Raw genomic sequence first — 22,044 nt, forward strand, 5'->3', positions numbered from 1 at the left:
CAAGCGGGAATCGGACGCGAGAATAGGGGTGGCCCCCTTGCCGAACAACCCGATCGGACCTGTCCCGGGCCTTTCGCGGGCTGCTAGCGCGCCTGCTTCCGCACGCGGAAGCGGAGCATCGTGACGGCGCCCGAACGGGTGGTGGCGAAGGGTTCCAGGTCGATCCTGCCCAGACCGGGGGGTGAGAAACGGACACCGTCGCCGAGCAGCAGCGGCAGGACGTACACCAGGACCTCGTCGACGAGTCCGCGCCGCAGGCACTGGGCGGCCACGTCGGCACCGAGGACCTCCAGGTCCTTGCCGCCCGCGGCGGCGCGGGCGGTGGCGACGGCTTCCTCGATCCCGCAGGTGAGGAACGTGACGGTGGGGTCCGGCTCCGCGGGGGGCTCGTGGGTGAGGACGAACTGCGCTCCCCCGTCGTAGGTGGCGCCCTCCTTGGACATGCGCTTGGCGACCTCGTAGGTACCCCGGCCGACGAGCATGGCGCCCGTGGCCGCCATGACCTCCGGGAACACGTCCGCGGTCAGGTGCTCGGCGACCCACCCCATCGCGTGGTCGGGACCGGCGATGAAACCGTCCAGCGACATCGCCCTGTTCACGACCACCTTGCCGGTGCCCACACCGCTCATGCGTCTCTCCACGGATCCGGAAGCCTGATACCGGAATCCTAGTTCGACCGGCAGACCGAACACTGACAACTTCGACGTTGACTTATATAAGCAGTTCCTGGCACAGTGGGGCCGTGCACGCGTTCGACGTCCTGGGCGACCCGGTCCGCAGGCGCATCCTGGAACTGCTCGCCGGGGGTGAGCAGACCTCCGGGGCGATCACCGAGGTCATCCGGGGCGAGTTCGGCATCTCCCAACCCGGGGTGTCCCAGCACCTCAAGGTGCTGCGCGAGAACGGGTTCGCCACCGTCCGCGCGGAGGGGACCCGCAGGCTCTACGCCGTGGACTCCCGACCGCTGCACGAGGTCGACCGGTGGCTGGACCGGTTCCGGGCGACCTGGGACCAGCACCTCGACGCCCTGGCCACCGAGCTGGCCCGCGGCAAGCGCGAACGGCGCCTGCGCGGTGAACGGACCCCGTCCCCCGGGAACGACCCGGCGGACGACGAGAGGAACCACGGATGATCGACATCGCGCACCAGCTCGCCGCCGTCCACCGGGCGGTGAGCGCGGTGGACTCCCCGAGCGGCGAGGTGGTCGGCGTCGTGCTGCGCCGCCGCTACGACGCGGCGGTCGAGGACGTGTGGGACGCGGTGACCGACCCCGGTCGACTCGCGCGCTGGTTCCTCCCGATCAGCGGCGACCTGCGGGTGGGCGGCGCGTTCCAACTGGATGGCAGCGCAGGTGGGGAGATCCAGGTTTGTGAGGCCCCCGCCCTGCTCCAGGTCACCTTCGGCGGCCCGACCAGCGTCGTCCGGTTGCGGTTGACCGGGAACGACGGCGCCACCGACCTCGAACTCGAACACACCGTCCCGATCGAGATCGCGGGCAGCGGCGCGGGTGCCCTCTACGTCGGCCCCGGCTGGGACGAGGCGTTCAAGGCGCTGGCGCTGTTCTTCGACGGCGCGCTCGCCGAGGACCCGATCGCCGCGAGCAACTCCGTCGAGGGCCAGGAGTTCTGCCGGGGTTCGATCGAGGCGTGGGTCGCCGTCGTCGAGGCCTCCGGCACGGCGAGCGCGGCCGAGGTCGCCGCCGCCACCGAGGCCGCCATGGCCCAGTTCGCCCCCGACCTCGACCGGAACGTCTGAGGTGGTGCGGGGCCACGCCGCGCCCGCGCCACCTCAGTCCACTGGGAACAGCATCACCCACCCAGCTCGGTCCTCGGCCACGCCGCCAGGTCCCGCAGCAGTTGCCGGTCGTGGGTGGCCACGACGACCGCGGCGCCGGTCGCCAGCAGGGCGGCGGTCAGCTCGTCGACCAGGGGCATCGACAGGTGGTTGGTCGGCTCGTCGAGCAGCAGCACACCCGGACGGGCACCCAGCACGACGGCCAGTTCCAGGCGGCGCCGCTGCCCGGTCGACAGCTCGGCCACCGGCCTGCCCAGGTCCGCGGCCGACAGCAGTCCGAAGTGCCCGCCGTCGCCCAGCACCTCGCGCACGCGGCGGCCACCCGTCGGAGCTGATTCCTGACCCAGGAAACCGGTTCCCGGGGTGCGCAGGACCGTGCCCGCCGTCGGTTGCAGCCGTCCGGACAGGACGGACAGCAGGGTCGACTTCCCGGCACCGTTGCGCCCGGTGACCACCAACCGGTCACCCGACCCGACGGCCAGCGACACCGGCCGGTCCAGCCTGCCCGCGACCCGGACCCCGTCGGCGGCGAGCAGGGTGGCGCCCGGGCGGGTGGGCAGTTCCGGCATCCGGAAGCGCGGCGGCGGAACCGGCTCGGTGATCGCGTGCCGGTCCAGGTCGTCGCGGCGGCGGTGCACCGAGCGGACCAGGGCCGGGGCGCGGGTGGCCCGCTGGTGCCTGCCGGTGCCCTTGTCCGGGCGCCACCCGGCGACCAGGCGGTTCTGTGCCGCCGACAGGTCGTCGGTCAACTGGGCTCGCTCGGCCACCTGCCGGTCGTACTCGGCGGTCCAGCGCTCCAGCTCGGCAGCGCGCCCGGCCCGGTAACCGGCGAACCCGCCGCCGTAGGCGCGCGGGGCGCCGTCGCGGCTCGGGTCGAGGTCGAGGACGTCGGTGACCACGTCGGACAGCAGCGCCCGGTCGTGGCTGACGAGCACGACTCCGCCGGGGTGTGCGCGCAGCCGGGCGGTGAGGTGGGCGAGACCGGCCGCGTCGAGGTGGTTGGTGGGTTCGTCGAGCAGCAGGAAGTCGTGGCCCGCGCCGAGCAGGCAGGCCAGCCGCACCCGGTAGCGCTGCCCGACCGACAGCGCGGCCAGCGGCCGGTCCCGGTCGGCGACGGCGCCGAGCCCGGCGAGCGCGGTGTCCACCCGCCGCTCGGCGTCCCACGCGTCGATCGCCTCGGCCGCGTCCAGTGCCGCCGCGTAATCGTCCTCGGCGCCCGGTGCGCCGCCTGCGAGGGCCGCCGCGGCGGCGTCCACCGCAGCCAGGGCCGCTCGGGGGCGGGCCAGTTCGACGGTCAGCAGGTCGCCGACGGTGCCCGTGGCGGTGACCTCCTGCTCGGCCAGGCCGGTGGTCCCGACGCACCGCACGACACCCGCGTCAGGCGCGAGGCGGCCGGTGAGCGCGTGCAGCAGCGTGGTCTTGCCCCGGCCGTTCTCGCCGACGACGCCCCACCGCGACCCGGGTGCCACGGTCAGGGCTACTCCGTCCAGCACGGTGCGACCGCCTCGGCGAACACGCAGGTCGGTGGCGGTGAGTTGGGCGCGTGTGGACGCGCGGGCAGGAGAGCGCATGGTTCTTCCTCGGTGACCCCGGGGCACGGCGTGCCGGATTCGACCCCGGGCGCGGCGCGGCCGGGGTTGGGCGGTGGGCCCGCGCGGAGCGCGGCCCGGGGTCGCCTCAGAGGAAGAAGAGTTGCTGCACGGAGTGGACGATAACGACGACGCTCCGAGGTCGCAGCCGAAATACCGATCACCTGTCCGGGTGGGCCGCGATGACCACCGGGTGGTCTTCCTTGTCCTGTTTGCCCCGTCGTGCCAGATTGTCACTCTGCGTGTCGTACACATCACACGGTTCCGGACCGTGATGCACCCGTACCCACGGGTAGCGTTAGTTAGCGCAGGCAACTAAATGCGCTCGGGTCCGACAAGGTGCCCCCGCGTGACCGGCAGAAGGGGCTGACAATGACGATGGTTTCGCCGTCCGACACCACCACCGACTCCCGCGCCGCCGCGCTGCGCGCGAACGACGACCAGGTCCGGGGCGCCATGCCGATCGCCGCGGTCGAGGCGGTGGTGGGCGACCCCGGGGTGCGGCTCGCGCCGACGCTGGAAGCGATCATGACCGGCTACGCCGACCGGCCCGCCATCGGGGAACGGGTGCGGGAACCGGTGCGCGACCCGGCCACCGGGCGCACCACCGCCGTGCTCGCCGCCGACTACACGACCACCACCTACGGCGAGCTGTGGGCCAGGGTGACCGCGGTCGCCGCCGAACTGGCGCACGACGCCGCGAACCCGTTGCGCGCCGGGGACTTCGTCGCCGTCCTCGGGTTCACCAGCGGGGACTACACCACGATCGACCTGGCGTGCCTGCGGATGGGCGCGGTGGTCGTGCCCTTGCAGGCGGGCGCACCCGCGGGCCAACTGGCGCCGATCGTCGCCGAGACCGCGCCGAAGGTGCTGGCCACCAGCGTCGAGCGGATCGACACGGCGGTCGAGACGGTGCTGGCCACCGAGTCGGTGCGCCGCGTCGTGGTGTTCGACCACCGGCCCGAGGTCGACGACGAGCGCGCGGCGGTCGAGGCGGCGCGGCGACGGCTGGCCGAGGCCGGGTCGGCGGTCACCGTCGACCCGCTGGTGGACGTCCGCGAGCGCGGCGCCACCCTCCCGGCGCCGCCGGTGTTCACCCCGGCCGAGGACGAGGACCCGCTGGCGCTGCTGGTCTACACCTCCGGCAGCACCGGCGCCCCCAAGGGCGCGATGTACCCCGAGCGGCTGGTGAAGGCGCTGTTCGGCTGGTCGTGGAGCGACAGCGACATCCCCTCGCTCGGCTTCAACTACATGCCGATGAGCCACCTGGCCGGGCGGGTGGCGCTGTACGGCACGTTCGTCCGCGGCGGCATCGCCCACTTCACCGCGCGCAGCGACCTGTCCACCCTGTTCGAGGACATCGCGCTGGTCCGCCCGACCGAGCTGATGCTGGTGCCCCGGGTGTGCGACATGCTCTTCCAGCGCTACCAGTCCGAAGTGGACCGTCGAGGGCCGGGGTCGGAGGACGCGGTGAAGGCCGACCTGCGGGAGAACTTCCTCGGCGGCCGGGTGCTGCACGCGACCGTCGGCACCGCACCGATCTCCGCGGAGATGTCCGCGTTCGTCTCCTCCGTGCTGGGCATCGAGCTGCACGACGGCTACGGGTCGACCGAGGCGGGCGGGCTGATGATGGACAACCGGCTGGTGCGCCCGCCGGTGCTGGACTACAAGCTGGTCGACGTCCCCGAGCTGGGCTACTTCACCACCGACACCCCGCACCCGCGCGGCGAGCTGCTGGTGAAGACCGCCACGATCATCCCCGGCTACTACAAGCGGCCCGACGTCACCGCCGAGGTCTTCGACGAGGACGGGTTCTACCGCACCGGCGACATCATGGCCGAGACCGCGCCGGACACCCTGCACTACGTCGACCGGCGCAAGAACGTGCTCAAGCTGTCGCAGGGCGAGTTCGTGGCGGTCTCGCACCTGGAGGCGGTGTTCGCGTCCAGCCCGCTGGTGCGGCAGATCTTCGTGCACGGCAGCAGCGAGCGGGCGTACCTGCTGGCGGTGGTCGTGCCCACCGACAAGGCGCTCGCGGAGGCGGGCGGCGACGCGGGCGCGCTCAAGGCACTGCTGGCGGAGTCGTTGCAGCAGGTGGGGCGGCAGGCGGAGCTGAACTCCTACGAGGTCCCGCGCGACCTGATCGTGGAGACCGAACCGTTCAGCAACGAGAACGGCCTGCTCTCCGACGTCCGCAAGCTGCTGCGGCCCCGGCTCAAGGAGCGCTACGGCGCGCGCCTGGAACAGCTCTACCGCGACCTGGCCCAAGGTGAGGTCGACGGCCTGCGGGCGCTGCGCGGCTCCGCCGGTGACCGGCCCGTGCTGGAGACCGTCGGCCTGGCCGCCGCCGCGCTGCTCGGCCGGTCCGGTGCGGAGATCAGCCCGGAGGCGCACTTCACCGACCTGGGCGGCGACTCGCTGTCGGCGCTGTCGTTCTCCAACCTGCTGCACGAGACCTTCGGCGTGCAGGTGCCGGTCAGCGTGATCGTCAGCGCGGCGAACGACCTGCGCGGCATCGCCAGGCACATCGAGGCCGCGCGCGAATCCGGCACCCGGCGCCCCACTGCGGCGGCCGTGCACGGCGAGGGCGCCACTCGCGTGCGCGCCACCGACCTGACCCTGGACAAGTTCATCGACGCCCGCACCCTCGCCGAGGCGCCGGACCTGCCCCGGGCGACGGGGACGCCGAACACGGTCCTGCTGACCGGCGCGAACGGCTACCTCGGCCGCTTCCTGTGCCTGGTGTGGCTGGAGCGACTCGCCGCGACCGGCGGCACGCTCGTCTGCGTCGTGCGCGGCAGCGACGCCGAGGCGGCCCGCGCCCGACTCGACGCCGCCTTCGACAGCGGCGACGCGGACCTGCTCGCGCACTACCGGCGGCTGGCCGCCGAACACCTGGAGGTCGTCGCGGGCGACATCGGCGAACCGGACCTCGGCCTGGACGGGCCGACCTGGGAGCGGCTGGCAGGCAGCGTCGACCTGATCGTGCACCCGGCGGCGCTGGTCAACCACGTGCTGCCCTACGAGCAGTTGTTCGGGCCGAACGTGGTCGGCACGGCCGAGCTGATCCGGATGGCGATCACCAGCCGGGTCAAGCCGTTCGTGTACCTGTCCACGGTGGCCGTGGTCGAGGGCCGCGAGTTCGCCGAGGACGCCGACGTCCGGGTGGCCAGCCCGGAGCGGCCGATCGACGAGTCGTACGCCAACGGCTACGCCAACAGCAAGTGGGCGGGCGAGGTGCTGCTGCGCGAGGCGCACGACGCGGTCGGGCTGCCGGTGCGCGCCTTCCGGTCGGACATGATCCTCGCCCACAGCCGCTACACCGGGCAGCTCAACGTCCCGGACATGTTCACCCGCCTGCTGTTCAGCGTGCTCGCCACCGGCCTGGCCCCGCGCTCGTTCTACCGCACCGACGGCGACCGCCCACGCGCCCACTACGACGGCCTCCCCGCCGACTTCACCGCCGAGTCGATCACCGCCCTCGGCGCGGGCGCCACGGAGGGGTACGCGACCTTCAACGTCCTCAACCCGCACGAGGACGGCCTCTCCCTGGACGTCTTCGTCGACTGGCTGATCGACGCGGGCCACCCTATCCAGCGCATCGACGACTACGCCGAGTGGATCGCCAGGCTGGAGACCGCCCTGCGCGCCCTGCCGGAGAAGCGGCGCCAGTACTCCCTGCTGCCGCTGCTGCACGCCTTCGCCCACCCCGCTGAACCGGTCGACGGCTCGCACATCCCCGCCGCCCTGTTCCACGAGGCCGTGCGCGCGGAGAAGATCGGCCCCGACCAGGACATCCCCCACCTGTCCGCGGCGCTGATCACCAAGTACGCCGACGACCTCAAGGGGTTGGGCATCCTCTGAGGAGCGGGTGGTCGGCTCACGCACCCCACGTGCGCGAGCCGACCACCGCGAGCGCCGGGCCGCATCCTCAAAGCCAGGTGTGAGGGTGGCCAAGTCGATCAATGCTCCGGAAGGGCAGGGCGGTCCTGTCGTGGCGGGTGGCGGTGGCCCGGGCAGGCGCGGGAACCCGGAGCGGTGCCACGCCGGGCGGGCGTCAGTCCCGCAGGTAGTGCAGGACGGCCAGGGTTCGGCGGTTGAAGCCGGGGGTGTCGGGCAGGTCGAGCTTGTCGAAGACGGCGTTGATGTGCTTCTCCACCGAGCTGCGGGAGACCGACAGCGCCTCGGCGATCCCGGCGTTGCTGTGGCCCTGCGCCATCTTCTCCAGCACCTCGCGCTCCCTGGCGGTGAGCCGGGTCAGCGGGTCGACGTGGCGGGTGCGGGCCAGCAGGCGCCGCACCACCTCCGGGTCGAAAGCCGCGCCGCCCGCGTGCACCCGGTCCAGTGCGTCGAGGAATTCCCCGACCTGCATGACCCGGTCCTTGAGCAGGTAGCCGACTCGGCCGCCGTCGGCGGTGAGCAGGTCGGTGGCGTAGCGCTTCTCCACGTACTGCGAGAGCACCAGCACACCCACCCCCGGCCAGCGCTCGCGGATCTCCAGCGCGGCCCGCAGCCCCTCGTCGGTGTGGGTGGGTGGCATCCGGACGTCGGTCAGGACCACGTCGGGGTGGTGGCGTTCGGTCTCGGTGAGCAGGGCGGCCGCGTCGCCCACCGCGGCCACCACCTCGTGGCCCTCCTCCGCGAGCAGTCGGACCAGGCCCTCGCGCAGCAGGGTCGAGTCCTCCGCGAGCACTAGCCGCACGGCAACTCCGCGGTGACGACCGTCGGCCCGCCCGGTGGGCTGTCCACTGTGAACACGCCGTCCACGGCGGCGACCCGCCGGGCCAGGCCGGACAGCCCGCTGCCCGCCGGGTCGGCTCCCCCGACGCCGTCGTCGGCGACCCGCACGACAACCGACGACCCGGTGTGGCTGACCGCCAGGTCGATGCGGGTGGCCGCGGCGTGCTTGTTCGCGTTGGTCACCGCTTCGCAGGCCACGAAGTACGCGGGGACCTCCACCGCGCCCGGGGGCCGCTCGGCGAGCGAGTACACCAGCCGCACCGGGACGCCCGCGGTCTCGGCCAGGGCCTCCAGCGCCGGGTGCAGGCCGCCGGAGTCCAAGGCGACCGGGTGGATGCGCCAGGCGACCTCGCGCAGGTCGAGCAGGGCGCGGCCGGTCTCCTCGTGCGCCTGGCGGAGCAGGTCGTCGATCGACGCGCCCGCACCGGTCCGCCCGCTCGCGCGCGCCGCCCGGCCGAGCAGCACCCCCAGGGCGACCAGCCGCTGCTGCACCCCGTCGTGCAGGTCGCGTTCGATCCGCCTGCGCTCCTCGTCGACCGCCGCCACCACCTCGGCGCGGCTCACCGTCAGCTCCGACACCCGGCGCCGCAGGAGTTCCCGGGCGGTGGGGCCGAAGAAGTGCCGGGCGAGGCGGCGGTCGAGCCCGGCCACGCCGATCAGGCCCTGCACGGTGATGAACACCAGCAGCGTGCCGAACAGCACGAAGGTGAACGGGTCGTACCAGTCCAGCCCGTCCGCGGCGTCGAAACTGCCGGGTGCCCCGCCCGCGAGCACCTGGGCCACCATGACGACCGCCGACACCGCGCCGAGGAGCACCAGCAGCAGCACACCGGCCCCGAGCCCGCCGACCACCCACCGCACCCCGAGGTACTGCACGGCGCGGCGGCCGGTGCAGCCCTCGGCGCAGGCCTGGCCCAGGTACCTCTCGATCCGGCGGCGCTCGAACCCGGCGATCGCCCCGGCCGCGCCGAACACCCGCTCCCGCAGCGGCGGCACCGCGAGCGCGGGCACCGCGACCAGCAGGAACCCCAGCTCGGCGAACGCGCCGGCGCCGCCGAGGGCCAGCCCCGCCGTGCGCCGGGCGGCGCGGCGCACCGGTTCACCGCCGACGAGGACCATGCCCGGATCCTATCGACGCCCCGGGGTCCGCCTCGTCGCGCCGCGACCGCACCCGCACCACGACGAACAACGCGACGGCGAGCACCACGGCACCGATCACCACCTTCTGGAACACCCCGGCGTACTCCTCGACCAGGTACCAGCTCTCCCCCAGCCGGTAACCGGCGACGACAAAAACCGCGTTCCAGAGGAAACTGCCCACCGTGGTGAGCGCGAGGAACTTCGCGAAGTGCATCCGTTCCACTCCGGCGGGTAATGAGATGAAGCTGCGGAACAACGGGACCATCCGGCCCAGGAAGACGGCTTTGGCGCCGTGCTTGGCGAACCAGCGCTCCGTGCGGTCGAAGTCGGACACCTTGACCAGTGGGATCCTGCCCACCAGCGCCCGGGTCCGCTCCCGGCCGAGCAGCGCGCCGACCAGGTAGACGACGACCGCACCGACGACCGACCCCACCGTGGTCCAGATCAGCGCCTCCGCCAGGCTGAACACGCCCCTGCCGGCGGAGAACCCGGCCAGCGGCAGCACGAGTTCGCTGGGAATGGGCGGGAACAGGTTGTCCAGACCGACCACCAGCGCGGCGCCGACCCCACCGAGGGATTCCATCAACCCGACCGCCCAGTCGGCGAGACCACCGACCGGTTCGGGCGCGTTTTCGACAAGCAGGCGAACAGACATCGGCACTCTTTCCTGGGCGGGGATTTTCCATCCGACGACCAGGCTAGGAATGCGCGGGGTCCCGCTCAACGAAGGCAACCGCAGACTTCGGTGGCGGAAATCCCCAGTGCGGCACTGCGGAAAACCGCAATGCCGCAAGCCTCAGTGGTGCCTCAGCAGTAGCTGTCCTCTGCCGCGGTGACGATCGCCTCGGCCTGCGCTGGGGTGATGCCGCCGCCGAACCCCGCCACGCGTTCGACGAGGGTGGCGTGGGAGGTGCCCTTGGGCCGTTCGTTGCACACGGCCTGCGCGATCAGCACCTCCGCGTCACCGGTGGCGCTGACCGGCACCCCCGCCTTGGTGAGGGCGGCCAGGTACGCCTCGCGCTTGGGCGGGCCGGGCACGCGGTTGCCCGTCGGCACGACCGTCTCCGCGGGCGGAGCGGCCCTCGGCGGCGCTGTGCTGACCGCAGGGGCCGACGGGACACCCGCGGACGCCCCCGGCTTGGTGGTGGTCGTCATGGCGCTGGTGGTCGGGGCCGCGGAAACCGGCGCTTCCGCGGACGGCACCGCCGACGTGGACTCCACCGTCGTGGGGGCGGCGGTCGTGGGAGCGGCGGACTCGGCCGCGAACTCGGGCGGCACGGTGCACCCCACCAGCGCGAACACCGCCGCGGCGACCAGCGCACCCGCACGACCCGCACGACCCCGTGACTCCGACCCACCCATGCAGCGCCGACCTCCCGTAGAGACTCAGGGGGCCGACCGTACATCGCCGGTACCGGCGGATCCACCGGTCGGGAGATCCGTGGCCGAGCCGCCCCCGACCGGGACGTGGCCGTTGGCGCGGTGCGCAGCGGGCTTCCCGGTCCAGCGCGGCGCCCCGGCCAGGTCCAGGCCGAACTGGTCGAGGACGCGGGCCGCGATGTGGGTGACCACCTCGTCCAGGGTGCTCGGGCGGGTGTAGAACGCCGGGGACGGCGGGGCGATGACCGCACCCATCCGCGCCAGCGCCAGCATGTTCTCCAGGTGGATCACCGACAGCGGCACCTCCCTGGTGACCAGGACCAGCCTGCGCCCCTCCTTGAGCGTCACGTCCGCGGCGCGCGGGATCAGCCCCTCGCCGTAGCCCGCGCGGACCGCGGCCAGGGTCTTCATGCTGCACGGCACGATGACCATGCCGTCGGTGCGGAAGGAGCCGCTGGCGATCGGCGCGGCCAGGTCGCCCTCGGCGTGGACGTGGTCGGCCAGGGCGGTCAGGTCGGCCACCGCCAGGTCGGTCTCCAGCGCCAGGGTGGCGCGCGCCCAGCGGCTGAGGACCAGGTGGGTGGTGACGCCCGCGGCGCGCAGGCCGCGCAGCACGCGGACGGCCAGCACGGTCCCGGTGGCACCGGTGACCCCCACGACGATCCGGCTCACCCCAGCGCCCTGGCGGCCAGGTCGCGCGCCGCGAACGGCACCGTGGCGTCCACGTGGGACCGCCCGGTGCCGGGGCGCGCGGCCTGCCACAGCGGGTCCTCCGCGGGCACCATGGGCACCGGGCGCCACCCGGTGGAGGTCACGCAGTCCGCCCCGAGGTTGGTCCTGGTGGCCACCGCCCACCACACGTCCTCGGCGCAGGTGATGTCCACGTCGGTGTCGGTGAACACGACCAGCCGCACGAACGGGTGCGCGGCGAACAGCCGGGGCGCCAGCAGCGCGGGGGCCGCGTCGTCGGCGGGGCCGGACTTGGCCAGGGCGACCACGAGCAGCGCCATCCCCCCGCCGGAGGCCGGGAAGTGCAGGTCGTGCACCGCAGACCAGCCCGGCCCCGCCCCGTCGAGGGCGACCGAGAGCGCACCGCCGAGGCCGAGCACGACCGACTGCTCACGGCCCGGGCCGACCACCGCCTGGAACCGGGCGCCCGGTCGCGCGCTCATCCCGGTGACCACGAGCACCGGCAGGTCGCGGACACCGCGGCCGTGGTAGCCGAAGACCTCCGGCATCGACCCCGCGACCGCCCCGCCCAGGGTCTCGTCGGCGGTCTCCGGGCCGAGCACCCCCTCCAGCACGATCTCGGAGTCGGCGAGCACCGGGACCGGCTGGGTGGTGCCCGCCGCGACGGCCAGCGGCGCACCGGCGAGCGCGCCCGCGAGGTCCAGTTTGGACACCCCGGCGGGCAGGAAGCGGCCGTTCACCGCGGCGGCGACCATCACCGCGGGCGCGACCCCGACGTTCACCGACACCGGCAGCGGCCCCCCGCCCGCCCGGTCGAGCAGCGCCCCCAGACCGCGACCGGGCACGACCCACACCGCCAGCCGGTCCGGGCCCAGCACGAGCATCCGGTGCACCGACAGCGCCGAACCGCGGTCGTCGCGCGCGTGCACCACGCCCATCGTCAGGTACGGCCCGGCGTCGCGGTCGGTGATCCGGGGCACCGGCAGCGCCCCCAGGTCCACCGGCAGCGCGCGGGCCCGGCGGCGGGCGGTCGCGGGCGGGGTGGCCGCCGCGAGCAGCTCCCGGACCGATGCCGGGGTGACCCGGCGCGGGTGGCCCGGCAGCCAGCCGCGGACCCGGTCGGCGTCGCCGTAGAGGCCCAGCAGGACCGGGGCCACGTCGTCCGGGTACTCCACGACCGGTTCGGCGACCGCGCGCGAGGTCGCCGGGACCCCCGCGAACCGCTCGGCGTAGTCGGCGGCCACCGCGTCCCGGCCGGGCAGCCGGGGTCCGCGGTGGTGCGCGCCGGGGTCGCGGCGGCGCAGGTCGGCCACCGCGGCGCGCAGCGACAGCGCCGGGTTCCCGGTCACGGGCGCTCCCGGGCTTCCGCAGGCAGCGACCCGGCGACGACGCGGTCCTCGGCGTCGAGCAGGCCCGCGTGCCCGGCGCGCAGGTCGGCGAGCACCTGCCGGTGCGGCACGTCGTCGAACTCCCCGTGCACCCGCAGGAACTCCATGTGCCTGCGCCCGTCGAGGTCGAAGGGGTGGTGCAGGCTGTCCCCGGTGCCGTCGAAGTCCAGCTCGGCGATCCGGAACAGCCTGCACAGGCTGCGGTTGAACACCGGGGTGGCCTTGACCCACCGGCCGCTGAGCCGGACCGAGGTGTAGCAGTGGTGGCGGAACACGTCCCCGCCCATCAGCTCGCGCAGCCTGGCCGAGGACAGGTGGTTGCGCACGTCGGCGAACACCAGCCGGGCGGGCACGCCCATCGAGCGCAGCCCGGCGGCGAACAGCACCGACTTGTGGATGCACATGCCCGAGCGCACCCGCGCGACCGTGCTGGCGCGCAGCCCGGTCGCGGACAGGTCGGCGCCGTACACCTCGTAGCGCACGCCGTCGCGCACCGCGTAGTACAGGTCGACGGCGCGCTGCTGCGGGGTGCCCCCCGCGCGGACCGACCGGGCGACGAACTCGCGCACGGGCGCGGTGTCGAAGTCCAGGAACCCCGTGGGCGCCAGGGCTCCCACCTCGGTCCCGGCGGTTCCCCCGGTGGTGGCGGCGGTCATCGGCTCTCCTCCCCCGCGGCGGCCCGCGGAGTGCGGTGCCTGCGCCCCCATCGTGCGCACCCGGTCTCGCAGCGCCCTCGAACCGCGGTGGACCGGATTGCCACCTGCGCGCAGCGCTTCGCCAGTGGGGCAACGGGTGCGGGGGTTCACGCGTCCCGAGGCGAGCCGCTACCCCAAGGAGGTGAATCGTCCTCCGTTCCGGTCAGGCTTTGTCCGTGTGGCACCGCAACCGGTACCATTTACACATAACAGCCTCGCCTTGTCCGAGACTCACCTCCGGTTTGGGGGAACACGGTGCCCCTCCTGCTCAGCAGGCTCGACCTCGACCAGGTGACCGCGGATCCCGAGTTCATCGAGCACGGGCTGCACCTCGTCCAGGAAGCGCTGATCGGACCGGCGGACCCGGTCGGTGGCGCGGACTGGCCGGTCCGGCTGGACACCGACCACCCCCGGGCGGGCGTGGCGCTGGTCGCCCCGGACGACGGCGCGCTGCTGGCCATCCTCGCCGCCGACGCCCTCGCCGTGTGGCGCACGGCGCTGCCCGCCGGACTCGTCGCCCGCTACCTGGCGCCCGCGGGGGCCGGGGTGCTGGGCGTGCGCGGAACGGGCCCGTCGGCGCAGGCGCTGGTGCGCACCCTGACCAGGGCCCTGCCGTCGCTGGCGGAGATCGTGGTGGACGGCGGGCCGGACTTCGCCGCGGCCTGCGGCCGCCACACGCGGCTGCCGGTGCGCCACCGCCGGGCCGAGGAGGTCGACCGGCTGGCGGACGTGCTGGTCGCCACCGGGCCCGCGGGCACCGCGACCGCGCGGGCGGGGGCGCTGGTGCTGGGTGAGAAGCCGATGGGGCCGCGCACGCCCATGCCCTGGGACCTGGCGCTGGACGCGGTGCTGACCGGTGGGGCCGTCCCGCGCCCGGACGCGCACGCGGTGGTGCTCGGCGGCTCCGGCCGGGCGGGCGGCTGGGAGCGGGCGGTGTACGCCTGGGCGCTGCGCCGGGCGTGGGAACTGGACCTGGGCCGCACCTTCACCCTGGACTGAGGGCGGGAAAACGGGCGGGGGCCTGCTCGCGCCGTCTCCCGTCGGCGCGAGCAGGCCCCCGGATCGGGACCCCGGAGCAGCGGGCGGATCAGCCTGCGGGCCGCCGGGGGTCGACGGTGGCGGTCACGTAGCGGACCGGGACCGGGATGGTGAGCGGTCCGCCGTCCACGCGCATGGCGTCCAGGGCGGTGGTCAGGGTCCGCCGCAGCGCGGCGTTCTCCGCGGGCGGCAGGTGCTCCCACAGCAGCCGCATGCCCTGGGTGTGCGACCAGTCGACCCAGGCGGTGCCCGACTCGGCGACCATGTCCACCGGCTCGTCGGTCACCTCGACCCCGGTGAACCCGGACCGGCGGACGGTGTCGGCCAGCGCGCCCGGGTCGGCGAGCCAACTGTTGAACCGCCTGCTCAGCGCCTCCGGCTGCCACTGCGGCGGCAGCGAGCGCAGCAGCGAGCGCGGGATCAGCTCGGTGAACACCGGTGGCAGGAAGGGGAACGTGTCGTCGGTGAACACCGGGCTGGTGAAGCCGAGCCTGCCGCCGTCGGCCAGCAGCGCGGCGTAGCGCGGCAGGGCGGCGGGCGCGTCCGGGAAGAAGATCACGCTGTAGCTGCCGGTCACCACGTCGAACGAGCGGGCGGGCAGGTCGGGGTGCTCGCCGTCCATCACCCGGGTGCTGATCCCGGGCACCCCGCGCTCGGCGGCGGCCAGCGCCGCCTGCTCGACCATGCCCTCGGCGATGTCGACGCCGAGCACGCTGCCCGACGGGCCCACCGCCGCCGCGGCCGGGAACAGGCACGCGCCGAGGCCGCAGCCCACGTCCAGCACCCGGTCGCCGGGGCGGGGGCCGGTGCGCTCGACCAGGCGGGCGCCCATGGGGGTGAAGAACTCCACCCCCATCCGGTCGTAGGTCGCCGAGGCGCTGTCGAAGGCGCGGGCCACGGTCGTCTTGTACTCCGCGGTGTCCACTGTGTCCACAGCGTTGCTCCTGTCACGTGGGGGTGTCTGCGCAACCCTGGCGGCGGGGGCTCGACCCGCTCTGGAGGAGCGGTGGAAGCCCGCGGTGCACCGGATCTCGACCGGGGCACGAGGGGGCGCGGAGAACCTGGTCCCACCGATCCGCACGACAGGGAAGGGTGGACCCCGGGACATGGTGCAGCGGAACCGCGTCACACCGGACGACCCGCGCTACGCCGAGCTGGCCGGGCGGGGCGACAACACCCGGTTCACCCCGGCCCCGGACGAGTTCGTGGCCGCGGCCGACACCGCCGAGGTGGTGGCCGCGGTGCAGGACGCGGTCGACCGCGGCGTGGGGGTGACCGCGCGCAGCGGCGGGCACTGCTACGAGGACTTCGTCTCCGACCCGCGCCAGCGGGTGGTCGTGGACCTGGCCGCGCTGGACACCGTCGAGTGGGACGCCGGGCGCGGCGCGGTCGCGGTCGGCCCCGGGGTGCGGCTGCTCGACCTGTACGCGGAGCTGCACCGGCGGTGGGGCACCACGCTCCCCGGCGGGGCGAGCGCGACCGTCGCGGTCGGCGGCCACCTCGCGGGCGGCGGGTACGGGCCGCTCTCGCGCGCCCTGGGCACGGCCGTCGACCACGTGCACGCGGTGGAGGTGGTGACCGTCGACGCCGGGGGCCGGGCCGCGGCGGTCGTCGCCACCCGCGACCCGGCCGACCCCGCCCACGAGCTGTGGTGGGCGCTGACCGGGATCGGCGGCGGGAACCTGGGGATCATCACCCGCTACTGGCTGCGCTCCCCCGGCGCGGACGGCTCCGCGCCGGAGACCGCGTTGCCCGCGCCCCCCGGCACCGTGCTGTCCACCAGCAGGCTGTTCCCGCGCGAGGGCATGACGCGGGAGGCGTTCCGCGCCCTGGTCGGCGCGCACGGGCGGTGGCACGAGCGCAACAGCGCGCCGGGTTCGCCGTACGCGGGCCTGTTCGGCGGGCTGGTCCTGTTCGCCAAGCAGCCGCAGGACGACCCCGGGCTGTCCGCGATCCTGTTCCTCACCCTCGACGGGGACGGCCCGGGCGCGGCGGAACTGCTGGCGGGCGCGCTGGCGGACATGACCGGGGGCGTCGACGCGCCGTCGATCGACACCCCGGTCACCGCCGAACCCTGGCCCGCCGCGGTGCGCACCCTGGCGGGCGCCCAGGACGGCGCCCCCGGCCGGCACAAGATCAAATCGGCGTACCTGCGCGCGGCCTACACCGACGAGCAGGCCGACACCCTGTACGACCGGCTCGCCGACGACGACCACCCCCACCGCGGCGCGTCGGTGTCGTTGCAGTCCACCGGGTGCGCGGTCAACGCGGTGGCCCCCGACGCCACCGCGGTCGCCCAGCGCGACTCGGTGCTGCGCGCGCTGTACCTGGCGACCTGGGACGCCGAAGCCGACGACGCTGCCGCGCTGGCCTGGGTGCGAGGGCTCTACCACGCCGTCTACGCGGGCACCGGCGGCGTCCCGGCGCCCGGGGCCCGCGACGACGGCTGCCACATCAACTTCCCCGACCCCGACCTCGCCGACCCGCGGTGGAACACCTCGGGCGTGCCGTGGCAGCACCTGTACTTCAAGGACAACCTCCCCCGCCTCCACGCCGCGGCGAAGACCTGGGACCCGCTGGGCGTGTTCGGCCACGCCCTGTCGGTCCGCTGACCAGTCCGGCACCAGCCCCCCAGACAGGAGAACCCATGTCCACCACCGAAACCGCGTCACCGGTCCACGACGCCGCGCACCCGAGGCGGATCGCCCTGCAGGCCGCGGTCAACGCCCTCATCCCGCTCGGCGCCGCGGGCGCGCAGTTCCGCGTCTCGGTCGGCGACAGCGGCTTCGTCACCCGGGCCGGGCTGCGCGAGTTCGGCGCAGCCGACCCGGTGCCCGCCAACGGCCGGTTCCGGATCGCCTGCATCACCAAGATGTTCGTCTCGGTGGTGCTGCTCCAGCTCAAGGCCGAGGGCAAGGTGGACCTGGACGCCACGGTCGCCTCCATCGCCCCGGACCTGCTGCCCGAGCATGGCGGCGCGGTCACCATCCGCAACCTGCTCCAGCACACCAGCGGGCTGTTCAACCACGCGGACTCGTTCCAGCGCCCCGGCGTCCGCTTCCAGCGCGACCGCTACAACCACTACGACGCCGCCGACCTGGTGGCCGTCGCCGCGGCCCGACCGCTGAACTTCGAGCCGGGCAGCACCTTCGAGTACTCCAACACCAACTACATCGCCCTGGGCCTGATCATCAAGGCCATCACCGGCAACACCTACGCCCAGGAGATCAAAACCCGCGTCCTGCGACCGCTGGGGCTCGACGACACCCTGCTGCCCGGTGACGACCCGACCATCCCCGGGGCGCACGCGCGCGGCTACATGCAGATCGGCGGCGAATCGGTCGACGTGACCGAGATGAACCCCTCCGAGGCGTGCTCCGCGGGCGAGATGCTGTCCACCACCGCCGACCTCGACGCGTTCCTGGTCGCGCTGATGGGCGGGCGGCTGCTGGCGCCCGCGGAGTTCGCCGAGATGAAGACCACGGTCCCGCCGGAGTGGGTGCCGCTGCCGATGTCCAACGGGTACGGCCTGGGCTTCATGCCGCTGGAGACCGACTGCGGCCTGAGCCTGTGGGGCCACGGCGGCGGCATCCCCGGCTACGCCACCTTCGTCGGGGCCAGCCTGGACGGCACCCGCAGGCTGATCGCCTCGATCACCCTGGACATCGACCCGGACGACTTCAGCGGCACCTTCGAGGACGGCGTCGTCGCCGCCCTCAACGCCGCCGCGGAGTGCCTGCTCTGACACCCCTGCCCCACCAGACCCCCGCCGCGCACCGGAACATCGGCACGGTGCGCGGCGGGTTCCACCGGAAGGTCACCCCCGTGCACCAGCTCTACACCACCACGGCCACCGCGACCGGCGACGGCCGCGAGGGCACCGCCCGCTCGGCCGACGGCCTCCTCGACGTCAAGCTCGCCGCCCCCACCGGACTCGGCGGGGCGGGCGGCGCCGCGACCAACCCCGAGCAGCTCTTCGCCGCCGGGTACTCCGCCTGCTTCCACTCCGCCCTGCTCTGGATCGCCCGGCAGCAGGGGCTGCGGCCCTCGGGGTCGTCGGTCACGGCTGAGGTGGCGCTGCTCGAATCCGACACCGGTATGCGGCTGTCGGTGTCGCTGACCGCGTACTTGCCCGGGGTGCCTGCTGATGTGGCGGACGAACTGGTGACGCAGGCGCACCAGGTGTGCCCGTACTCGGCGGCCACTCGGGGCGACATCGACGTCACTGTGGCTCGGGGGTAGACCTGGGTTTGGTGGGGGTGCCTGGGCTGCTTGGCCGTGGCTGTGTTCAAGGGCCCGGTCGTTTATCGCTGGTGCCCGGGTGGGTGGATCCGCTTGGGCGGGGCCCCTACGCCGATCATGTGCCCAGTGTGACCGAGTGGGGCGAAAAGATGCCCCACAGCCCAAGCAGGCTTGCACATGATCGGCACCCCCACCCAAGCAAATCCACCCACCCGAGCGTCTGCGTAGCCGGGCAGGCGGTTTTCGGGGTGGTCGGCGGCTGCGCGCCATGGGGTTCGGCGTGGCTGACCGCCAGGCGGCGGTTGGTGAGGTGGTCGGCGGCTGCGCGCGGTGGGTTCGGGGTGGCTGGTTGTTGTCGCGCCAGGTGGGGTGGCTTGGGTCGGGGACTCAGGTGTCCCAGACCGCGAGGTCCGGGTGGTGGCCGGTCAGGTCGACCGCGTGCACGGTCATCGTGGTCGGTGGGGGTTTGCGCTCGGTGCGCAGGCCCAGCCGCTCGATGCCTTCGGTTTCGGCGGGGGCGATGTCGACGGTGCCGTCGACGTCGTGCCCGCTGAAACCGGCGAAGCGGTAGGCGATTTCCATCATCCGGTTGCGGTCGGTGCGGCGGAAGTCGGCGACCAGGTCGACACCGGCCGCGGCGGCCTGGTCGGTCAGCCAGTTCAGCAGGACCGTGCCCGCGCCGAAGGCGACCACCCGGCACGAGGTCGCCAGCAGCTTCAGGTGCCACACCGCGGGCAGCTTCTCCAGCAGGACCAGGCCGACCGCGCCGTGCGGGCCGAACCGGTCGGTCATGGCGACCACGAGCACCTCGTGGTGGGGGTCGCGCAGCAGGCCGCGCAGGGTGTCGTCGGAGTAGTGCACGCCGGTGGCGTTCATCTGGCTGGTGCGCAGCGTCAACTCCGCCACGCGGGCCAGGTCGGGCTCGGTGGCGCGGCGGATGGTCATCTCCAGCGCGGCGGAGCGCAGGAACTCCTCGTCGGGCCCGGGGAACTCGGTGCGGGCGGCCTCGCGGACGAACGCCGCCTGGTACATGCGGCGCCGCTGGGCGGAGTCCTCGGTGACCACGGCGGGGGTGAACTCGGGCAGCTCCGGCAACCTGTCCGCCACGTCGTGGGAGTAGACCCGCACCTCGGGGAGGTGGTGGGCCACCTCGGCCCGTTCCAGCTCGGTGTCGTCGATGAAGGCGACGGTGTTGTGGGCGAACCGCAGCCGGTCGGCGATCGCCTTCACCGCGGCGGACTTGGCGCCCCAGCCGATCTGCGGCAGCACGATGTACTCGGCCACCCCCAGCCGTTCGACCCACCCCCACGCGTGGTCGTGGTCGTTGCGGCTGGCGATCGATTGGATGATCCCGCGCTTGTCCAGTTCGACGACCACCCTGCGGACCTCCTCGCGCAGGCGCACCTCGCCGTCTTCGAGCAGCACCCCCTCCCACAGGGTGTTGTCCAGGTCCCACACCAGGCACTTGACGGTCTCCACCGGCGGTTCTGCCGCGCTCACGACGTCGTCCGGTACTCGAAGAACCCGCGGCCCGTCTTCCGGCCGAAGTCGCCCGCGGCGACCTTGCCGACCAGCAGGTCGCACGGCCGGTAGCCCTCGTCGCCGGTGCGCTCCAGCAGCACGTGCAGCGAGTCGACCACGTTGTCCAGGCCGATCAGGTCGGCCGTGGCCAGCGGGCCGGTGCGGTGCCCGAGGCAGCCGGTGAACGCCGCGTCGACGGCCTCCGGGGTGGCCACGCCGTCCTGCACGATGCGGGCGGCCTCGTTGATGGAGCGCTGCAACACGCGGTTGATCACGAACCCCGGGCCGTCACCCACGTGCACCGGGGTCTGCCCCAGCGCAGCCAGCAGCCGCTCGGCCGAGGCGATCGCGGCGTCGCCGGAGCGCGGGCCGCGGATCAGCTCGACCGTGCGGATCAGGTACGGCGGGTTCATGAAGTGGATGCCCACGACGTCCTCGGGGCGCGCGGTGTACCCGGCCAGTTCGTCGATCGGGATGGCCGAGGTGTTGGACACCACGACCGTGCCCGGGGCGACCACGGCGGTCGACGCGGTCAGCGCCCGCACCTTGGCCTCCAGCCGCTCGGTGACCGACTCGATGAGCGCGGCGGCACCGGCCACCCGGCCGGGGTCGGTGGTGGTCTCCAGTTCCCCGTCGGCGACCTGCCGGTCGAACGATCCCATGAGCCTGCCCAACCGGGTCTGCGCGGTGATGCCCGCCCTGGCCCGCTCCAGCCGCTCCTCGTCGAGGTCGACCAGCACGACCGGCAGGCCGGAGCCCACGGCGAGGGTGGCGATGCCGGTGCCCATCACACCCGCCCCGAGGATCGCCACCCGACCGAAAGCGTCGTCACCCATGTCAGTCCTCACTCTCGGCGTCGGCGGGAACCGGGTCCACCGCTGCGGCGCGGCGCGGTGCCGGTCGGCACCTGGACGAGCCCATCGCGGGTCAGCCGCCGGACACCGCTCGCTCGTCGCTGAGCACCCCGGCCCGCTGCTGCTCCACCATGACCGAGATCCCGTCCAGCAGCCTGCGCAGCCCGAACCGCAGGGCGTGCTCCGGGTCGTACGCGGCGCCGTGCGCCTCGCCCGCCGCGGCGCCGACCCGGTCGGCGTTGGGCGTCGCCCCGGCGGTGGCGAAGTTGGCCAGCCACGGGCTGTGCGCCTGCCACCACTGCTGGTCGGTCATGCCGGTCTCGGACTCCAGCGCGGCGATGTCGGCGGCGGCACGCGCGCTGGCGCGCACGTGGCCGAGCACCAGGGTCAGCACCGAGTCCAGGTCGACGTCGCCGAGGCCGCTGTCGACCAGGGCGCCGAGTTCGCGCTCGTACTTGGCCAGCAGGTTGGGCCCCAGCACCGGCCTGCTCGACTCGACCGCCGCCAGCCACGGGTGCGCCCGGTAGAGGTCCCAGTTGTCCATGGCCACCCGTTCCAGCCGGACCCGCCAGTCGCCCTCGTCCGGCGCCTCGGCGGGCAGCTCCCCGTAGACGGTGTCGATCATCAGGTCGATCAGCTCGGACTTGCCGGGCACGTAGGTGTACGGGGACATGGTCCCGACCCCGAGCACCTCGCTGACCCGGCGCATGGTCAGCGCCGCGATGCCCTCGGTGTCGGCGATCTCGATGGCCGCAGTCGCGATCCGGGCGACGCTGAGCTCCGTGCGCCCCTCGCGGGCGGACGGTTCCCTGGTGCGCCACAGCAGCGCCAGGCTGCGGGCGGGGTCGGCAGTGCCCCGGGCGGTGCCCCGGTCTTTCGCGCCTCGGTCTTTGGCCATAGTGGGCACCAGCCTACAGCCGTACTCTGTACGATACGATGTATGTCCAGCGCGACATCAACTACCGGCCGAAAG

At 73.8% G+C, this 22,044-nt stretch carries 20 protein-coding genes; 7 read left to right on the forward strand and 13 right to left on the reverse strand.

Annotated elements, in window-relative coordinates:
- Positions 1–83: 83 nt before the first annotated feature.
- The gene (locus tag L6E12_RS21320; protein WP_236229691.1) at positions 84–629 is read right to left on the reverse strand and encodes a dihydrofolate reductase family protein; all 546 of its coding nucleotides are present in this window, start codon (positions 627–629) and stop codon (positions 84–86) included.
- Between the two features lie 113 nt (positions 630–742).
- Here L6E12_RS21320 and L6E12_RS21325 point away from each other — a divergent pair, with 113 nt between their 5' ends.
- Together L6E12_RS21325 and L6E12_RS21330 are read left to right on the forward strand one after the other, a co-directional pair.
- The gene (locus tag L6E12_RS21325; protein ID WP_236229692.1) at positions 743–1,132 is read left to right on the forward strand and encodes a helix-turn-helix transcriptional regulator; all 390 of its coding nucleotides are present in this window, start codon (positions 743–745) and stop codon (positions 1,130–1,132) included.
- Positions 1,129–1,755: an SRPBCC family protein gene (locus L6E12_RS21330; RefSeq protein WP_236229693.1), complete on the forward strand. Its 627-nt coding sequence runs from the start codon at positions 1,129–1,131 to the stop codon at positions 1,753–1,755. The genes L6E12_RS21325 and L6E12_RS21330 overlap by 4 nt, the downstream gene beginning before the upstream one ends.
- 53 nt (positions 1,756–1,808) lie before the next feature.
- On the opposite strand, the gene L6E12_RS21335 is transcribed toward L6E12_RS21330, so the two are convergent.
- The gene (locus L6E12_RS21335; RefSeq protein ID WP_236229694.1) at positions 1,809–3,365 is read right to left on the reverse strand and encodes an ATP-binding cassette domain-containing protein; all 1,557 of its coding nucleotides are present in this window, start codon (positions 3,363–3,365) and stop codon (positions 1,809–1,811) included.
- A 390-nt stretch (positions 3,366–3,755) separates the two neighbouring features.
- On the opposite strand from L6E12_RS21335, the gene car reads away from it, so the two are divergent.
- Positions 3,756–7,247 (forward strand): carboxylic acid reductase, encoded by a 3,492-nt coding sequence (gene car, locus L6E12_RS21340; protein WP_236229695.1) that lies wholly within the window; start codon positions 3,756–3,758, stop codon positions 7,245–7,247.
- Between the two features lie 193 nt (positions 7,248–7,440).
- Here the strand turns inward: car and L6E12_RS21345 are convergent, their stop codons facing one another.
- From L6E12_RS21345 to L6E12_RS21375, 7 genes are all read right to left on the reverse strand, one after another.
- Complete coding sequence (locus L6E12_RS21345) at positions 7,441–8,085, reverse strand: response regulator transcription factor (protein WP_236229696.1); 645 nt, start codon at positions 8,083–8,085, stop codon at positions 7,441–7,443.
- Positions 8,076–9,242: a sensor histidine kinase gene (locus tag L6E12_RS21350; protein ID WP_236229697.1), complete on the reverse strand. Its 1,167-nt coding sequence runs from the start codon at positions 9,240–9,242 to the stop codon at positions 8,076–8,078. Before L6E12_RS21350 ends, L6E12_RS21345 begins: the two co-directional genes overlap by 10 nt.
- Complete coding sequence (locus tag L6E12_RS21355; protein ID WP_236229698.1) at positions 9,223–9,918, reverse strand: DedA family protein; 696 nt, start codon at positions 9,916–9,918, stop codon at positions 9,223–9,225. Before L6E12_RS21355 ends, L6E12_RS21350 begins: the two co-directional genes overlap by 20 nt.
- A 152-nt stretch (positions 9,919–10,070) precedes the next feature.
- Positions 10,071–10,625 carry a DUF732 domain-containing protein gene (locus L6E12_RS21360; protein WP_236229699.1) on the reverse strand — a complete coding sequence of 185 codons (555 nt, stop codon included), beginning with the start codon at positions 10,623–10,625 and terminating at the stop codon, positions 10,071–10,073.
- 24 nt (positions 10,626–10,649) lie between these two features.
- The gene (locus tag L6E12_RS21365; protein ID WP_236229700.1) at positions 10,650–11,315 is read right to left on the reverse strand and encodes a UbiX family flavin prenyltransferase; all 666 of its coding nucleotides are present in this window, start codon (positions 11,313–11,315) and stop codon (positions 10,650–10,652) included.
- Positions 11,312–12,682, reverse strand: coding sequence for a UbiD family decarboxylase (locus L6E12_RS21370; protein ID WP_236229701.1), 1,371 nt, complete (start codon positions 12,680–12,682; stop codon positions 11,312–11,314). Before L6E12_RS21370 ends, L6E12_RS21365 begins: the two co-directional genes overlap by 4 nt.
- The gene (locus L6E12_RS21375) at positions 12,679–13,377 is read right to left on the reverse strand and encodes a transglutaminase family protein (RefSeq protein ID WP_236229702.1); all 699 of its coding nucleotides are present in this window, start codon (positions 13,375–13,377) and stop codon (positions 12,679–12,681) included. Before L6E12_RS21375 ends, L6E12_RS21370 begins: the two co-directional genes overlap by 4 nt.
- 294 nt (positions 13,378–13,671) lie before the next feature.
- On the opposite strand from L6E12_RS21375, the gene L6E12_RS21380 reads away from it, so the two are divergent.
- The gene (locus L6E12_RS21380; RefSeq protein ID WP_236229703.1) at positions 13,672–14,415 is read left to right on the forward strand and encodes a hypothetical protein; all 744 of its coding nucleotides are present in this window, start codon (positions 13,672–13,674) and stop codon (positions 14,413–14,415) included.
- 88 nt (positions 14,416–14,503) lie between these two features.
- Here L6E12_RS21380 and L6E12_RS21385 read toward each other — a convergent pair whose 3' ends face one another.
- The gene (locus tag L6E12_RS21385) at positions 14,504–15,388 is read right to left on the reverse strand and encodes a methyltransferase domain-containing protein (protein ID WP_236229704.1); all 885 of its coding nucleotides are present in this window, start codon (positions 15,386–15,388) and stop codon (positions 14,504–14,506) included.
- Positions 15,389–15,560: 172 nt separating this feature from the next.
- On the opposite strand from L6E12_RS21385, the gene L6E12_RS21390 reads away from it, so the two are divergent.
- The 3 genes from L6E12_RS21390 (at position 15,561) to L6E12_RS21400 (ending at position 18,696) form a co-directional block, all read left to right on the forward strand.
- The gene (locus L6E12_RS21390) at positions 15,561–17,066 is read left to right on the forward strand and encodes an FAD-dependent oxidoreductase (RefSeq protein WP_236229705.1); all 1,506 of its coding nucleotides are present in this window, start codon (positions 15,561–15,563) and stop codon (positions 17,064–17,066) included.
- Positions 17,067–17,101: 35 nt separating this feature from the next.
- On the forward strand, positions 17,102–18,199 hold the full coding sequence (locus tag L6E12_RS21395; RefSeq protein ID WP_236229706.1) for a serine hydrolase: 1,098 nt from the start codon (positions 17,102–17,104) through the stop codon (positions 18,197–18,199).
- Between the two features lie 80 nt (positions 18,200–18,279).
- Positions 18,280–18,696, forward strand: a complete 417-nt coding sequence (locus L6E12_RS21400; RefSeq protein ID WP_236229723.1) for an Ohr family peroxiredoxin — start codon at positions 18,280–18,282, stop codon at positions 18,694–18,696.
- A 387-nt stretch (positions 18,697–19,083) separates the two neighbouring features.
- Here the strand turns inward: L6E12_RS21400 and L6E12_RS21405 are convergent, their stop codons facing one another.
- The 3 genes from L6E12_RS21405 to L6E12_RS21415 all read right to left on the reverse strand — a co-directional run bounded on the left by L6E12_RS21405 (position 19,084) and on the right by L6E12_RS21415 (position 21,969).
- Positions 19,084–20,196 carry an HAD family hydrolase gene (locus L6E12_RS21405; RefSeq protein ID WP_236229707.1) on the reverse strand — a complete coding sequence of 371 codons (1,113 nt, stop codon included), beginning with the start codon at positions 20,194–20,196 and terminating at the stop codon, positions 19,084–19,086.
- Positions 20,193–21,053, reverse strand: coding sequence for a 3-hydroxyacyl-CoA dehydrogenase family protein (locus tag L6E12_RS21410; protein ID WP_236229708.1), 861 nt, complete (start codon positions 21,051–21,053; stop codon positions 20,193–20,195). Before L6E12_RS21410 ends, L6E12_RS21405 begins: the two co-directional genes overlap by 4 nt.
- Before the next feature lie 91 nt (positions 21,054–21,144).
- On the reverse strand, positions 21,145–21,969 hold the full coding sequence (locus L6E12_RS21415; protein ID WP_236229709.1) for a TetR/AcrR family transcriptional regulator: 825 nt from the start codon (positions 21,967–21,969) through the stop codon (positions 21,145–21,147).
- Between the last annotated feature and the right edge of the window lie 75 nt (positions 21,970–22,044).

The organism is Actinokineospora sp. PR83 (assembly GCF_021056305.1).
GTDB classification, from domain to species: domain Bacteria; phylum Actinomycetota; class Actinomycetes; order Mycobacteriales; family Pseudonocardiaceae; genus Actinokineospora; species Actinokineospora spheciospongiae.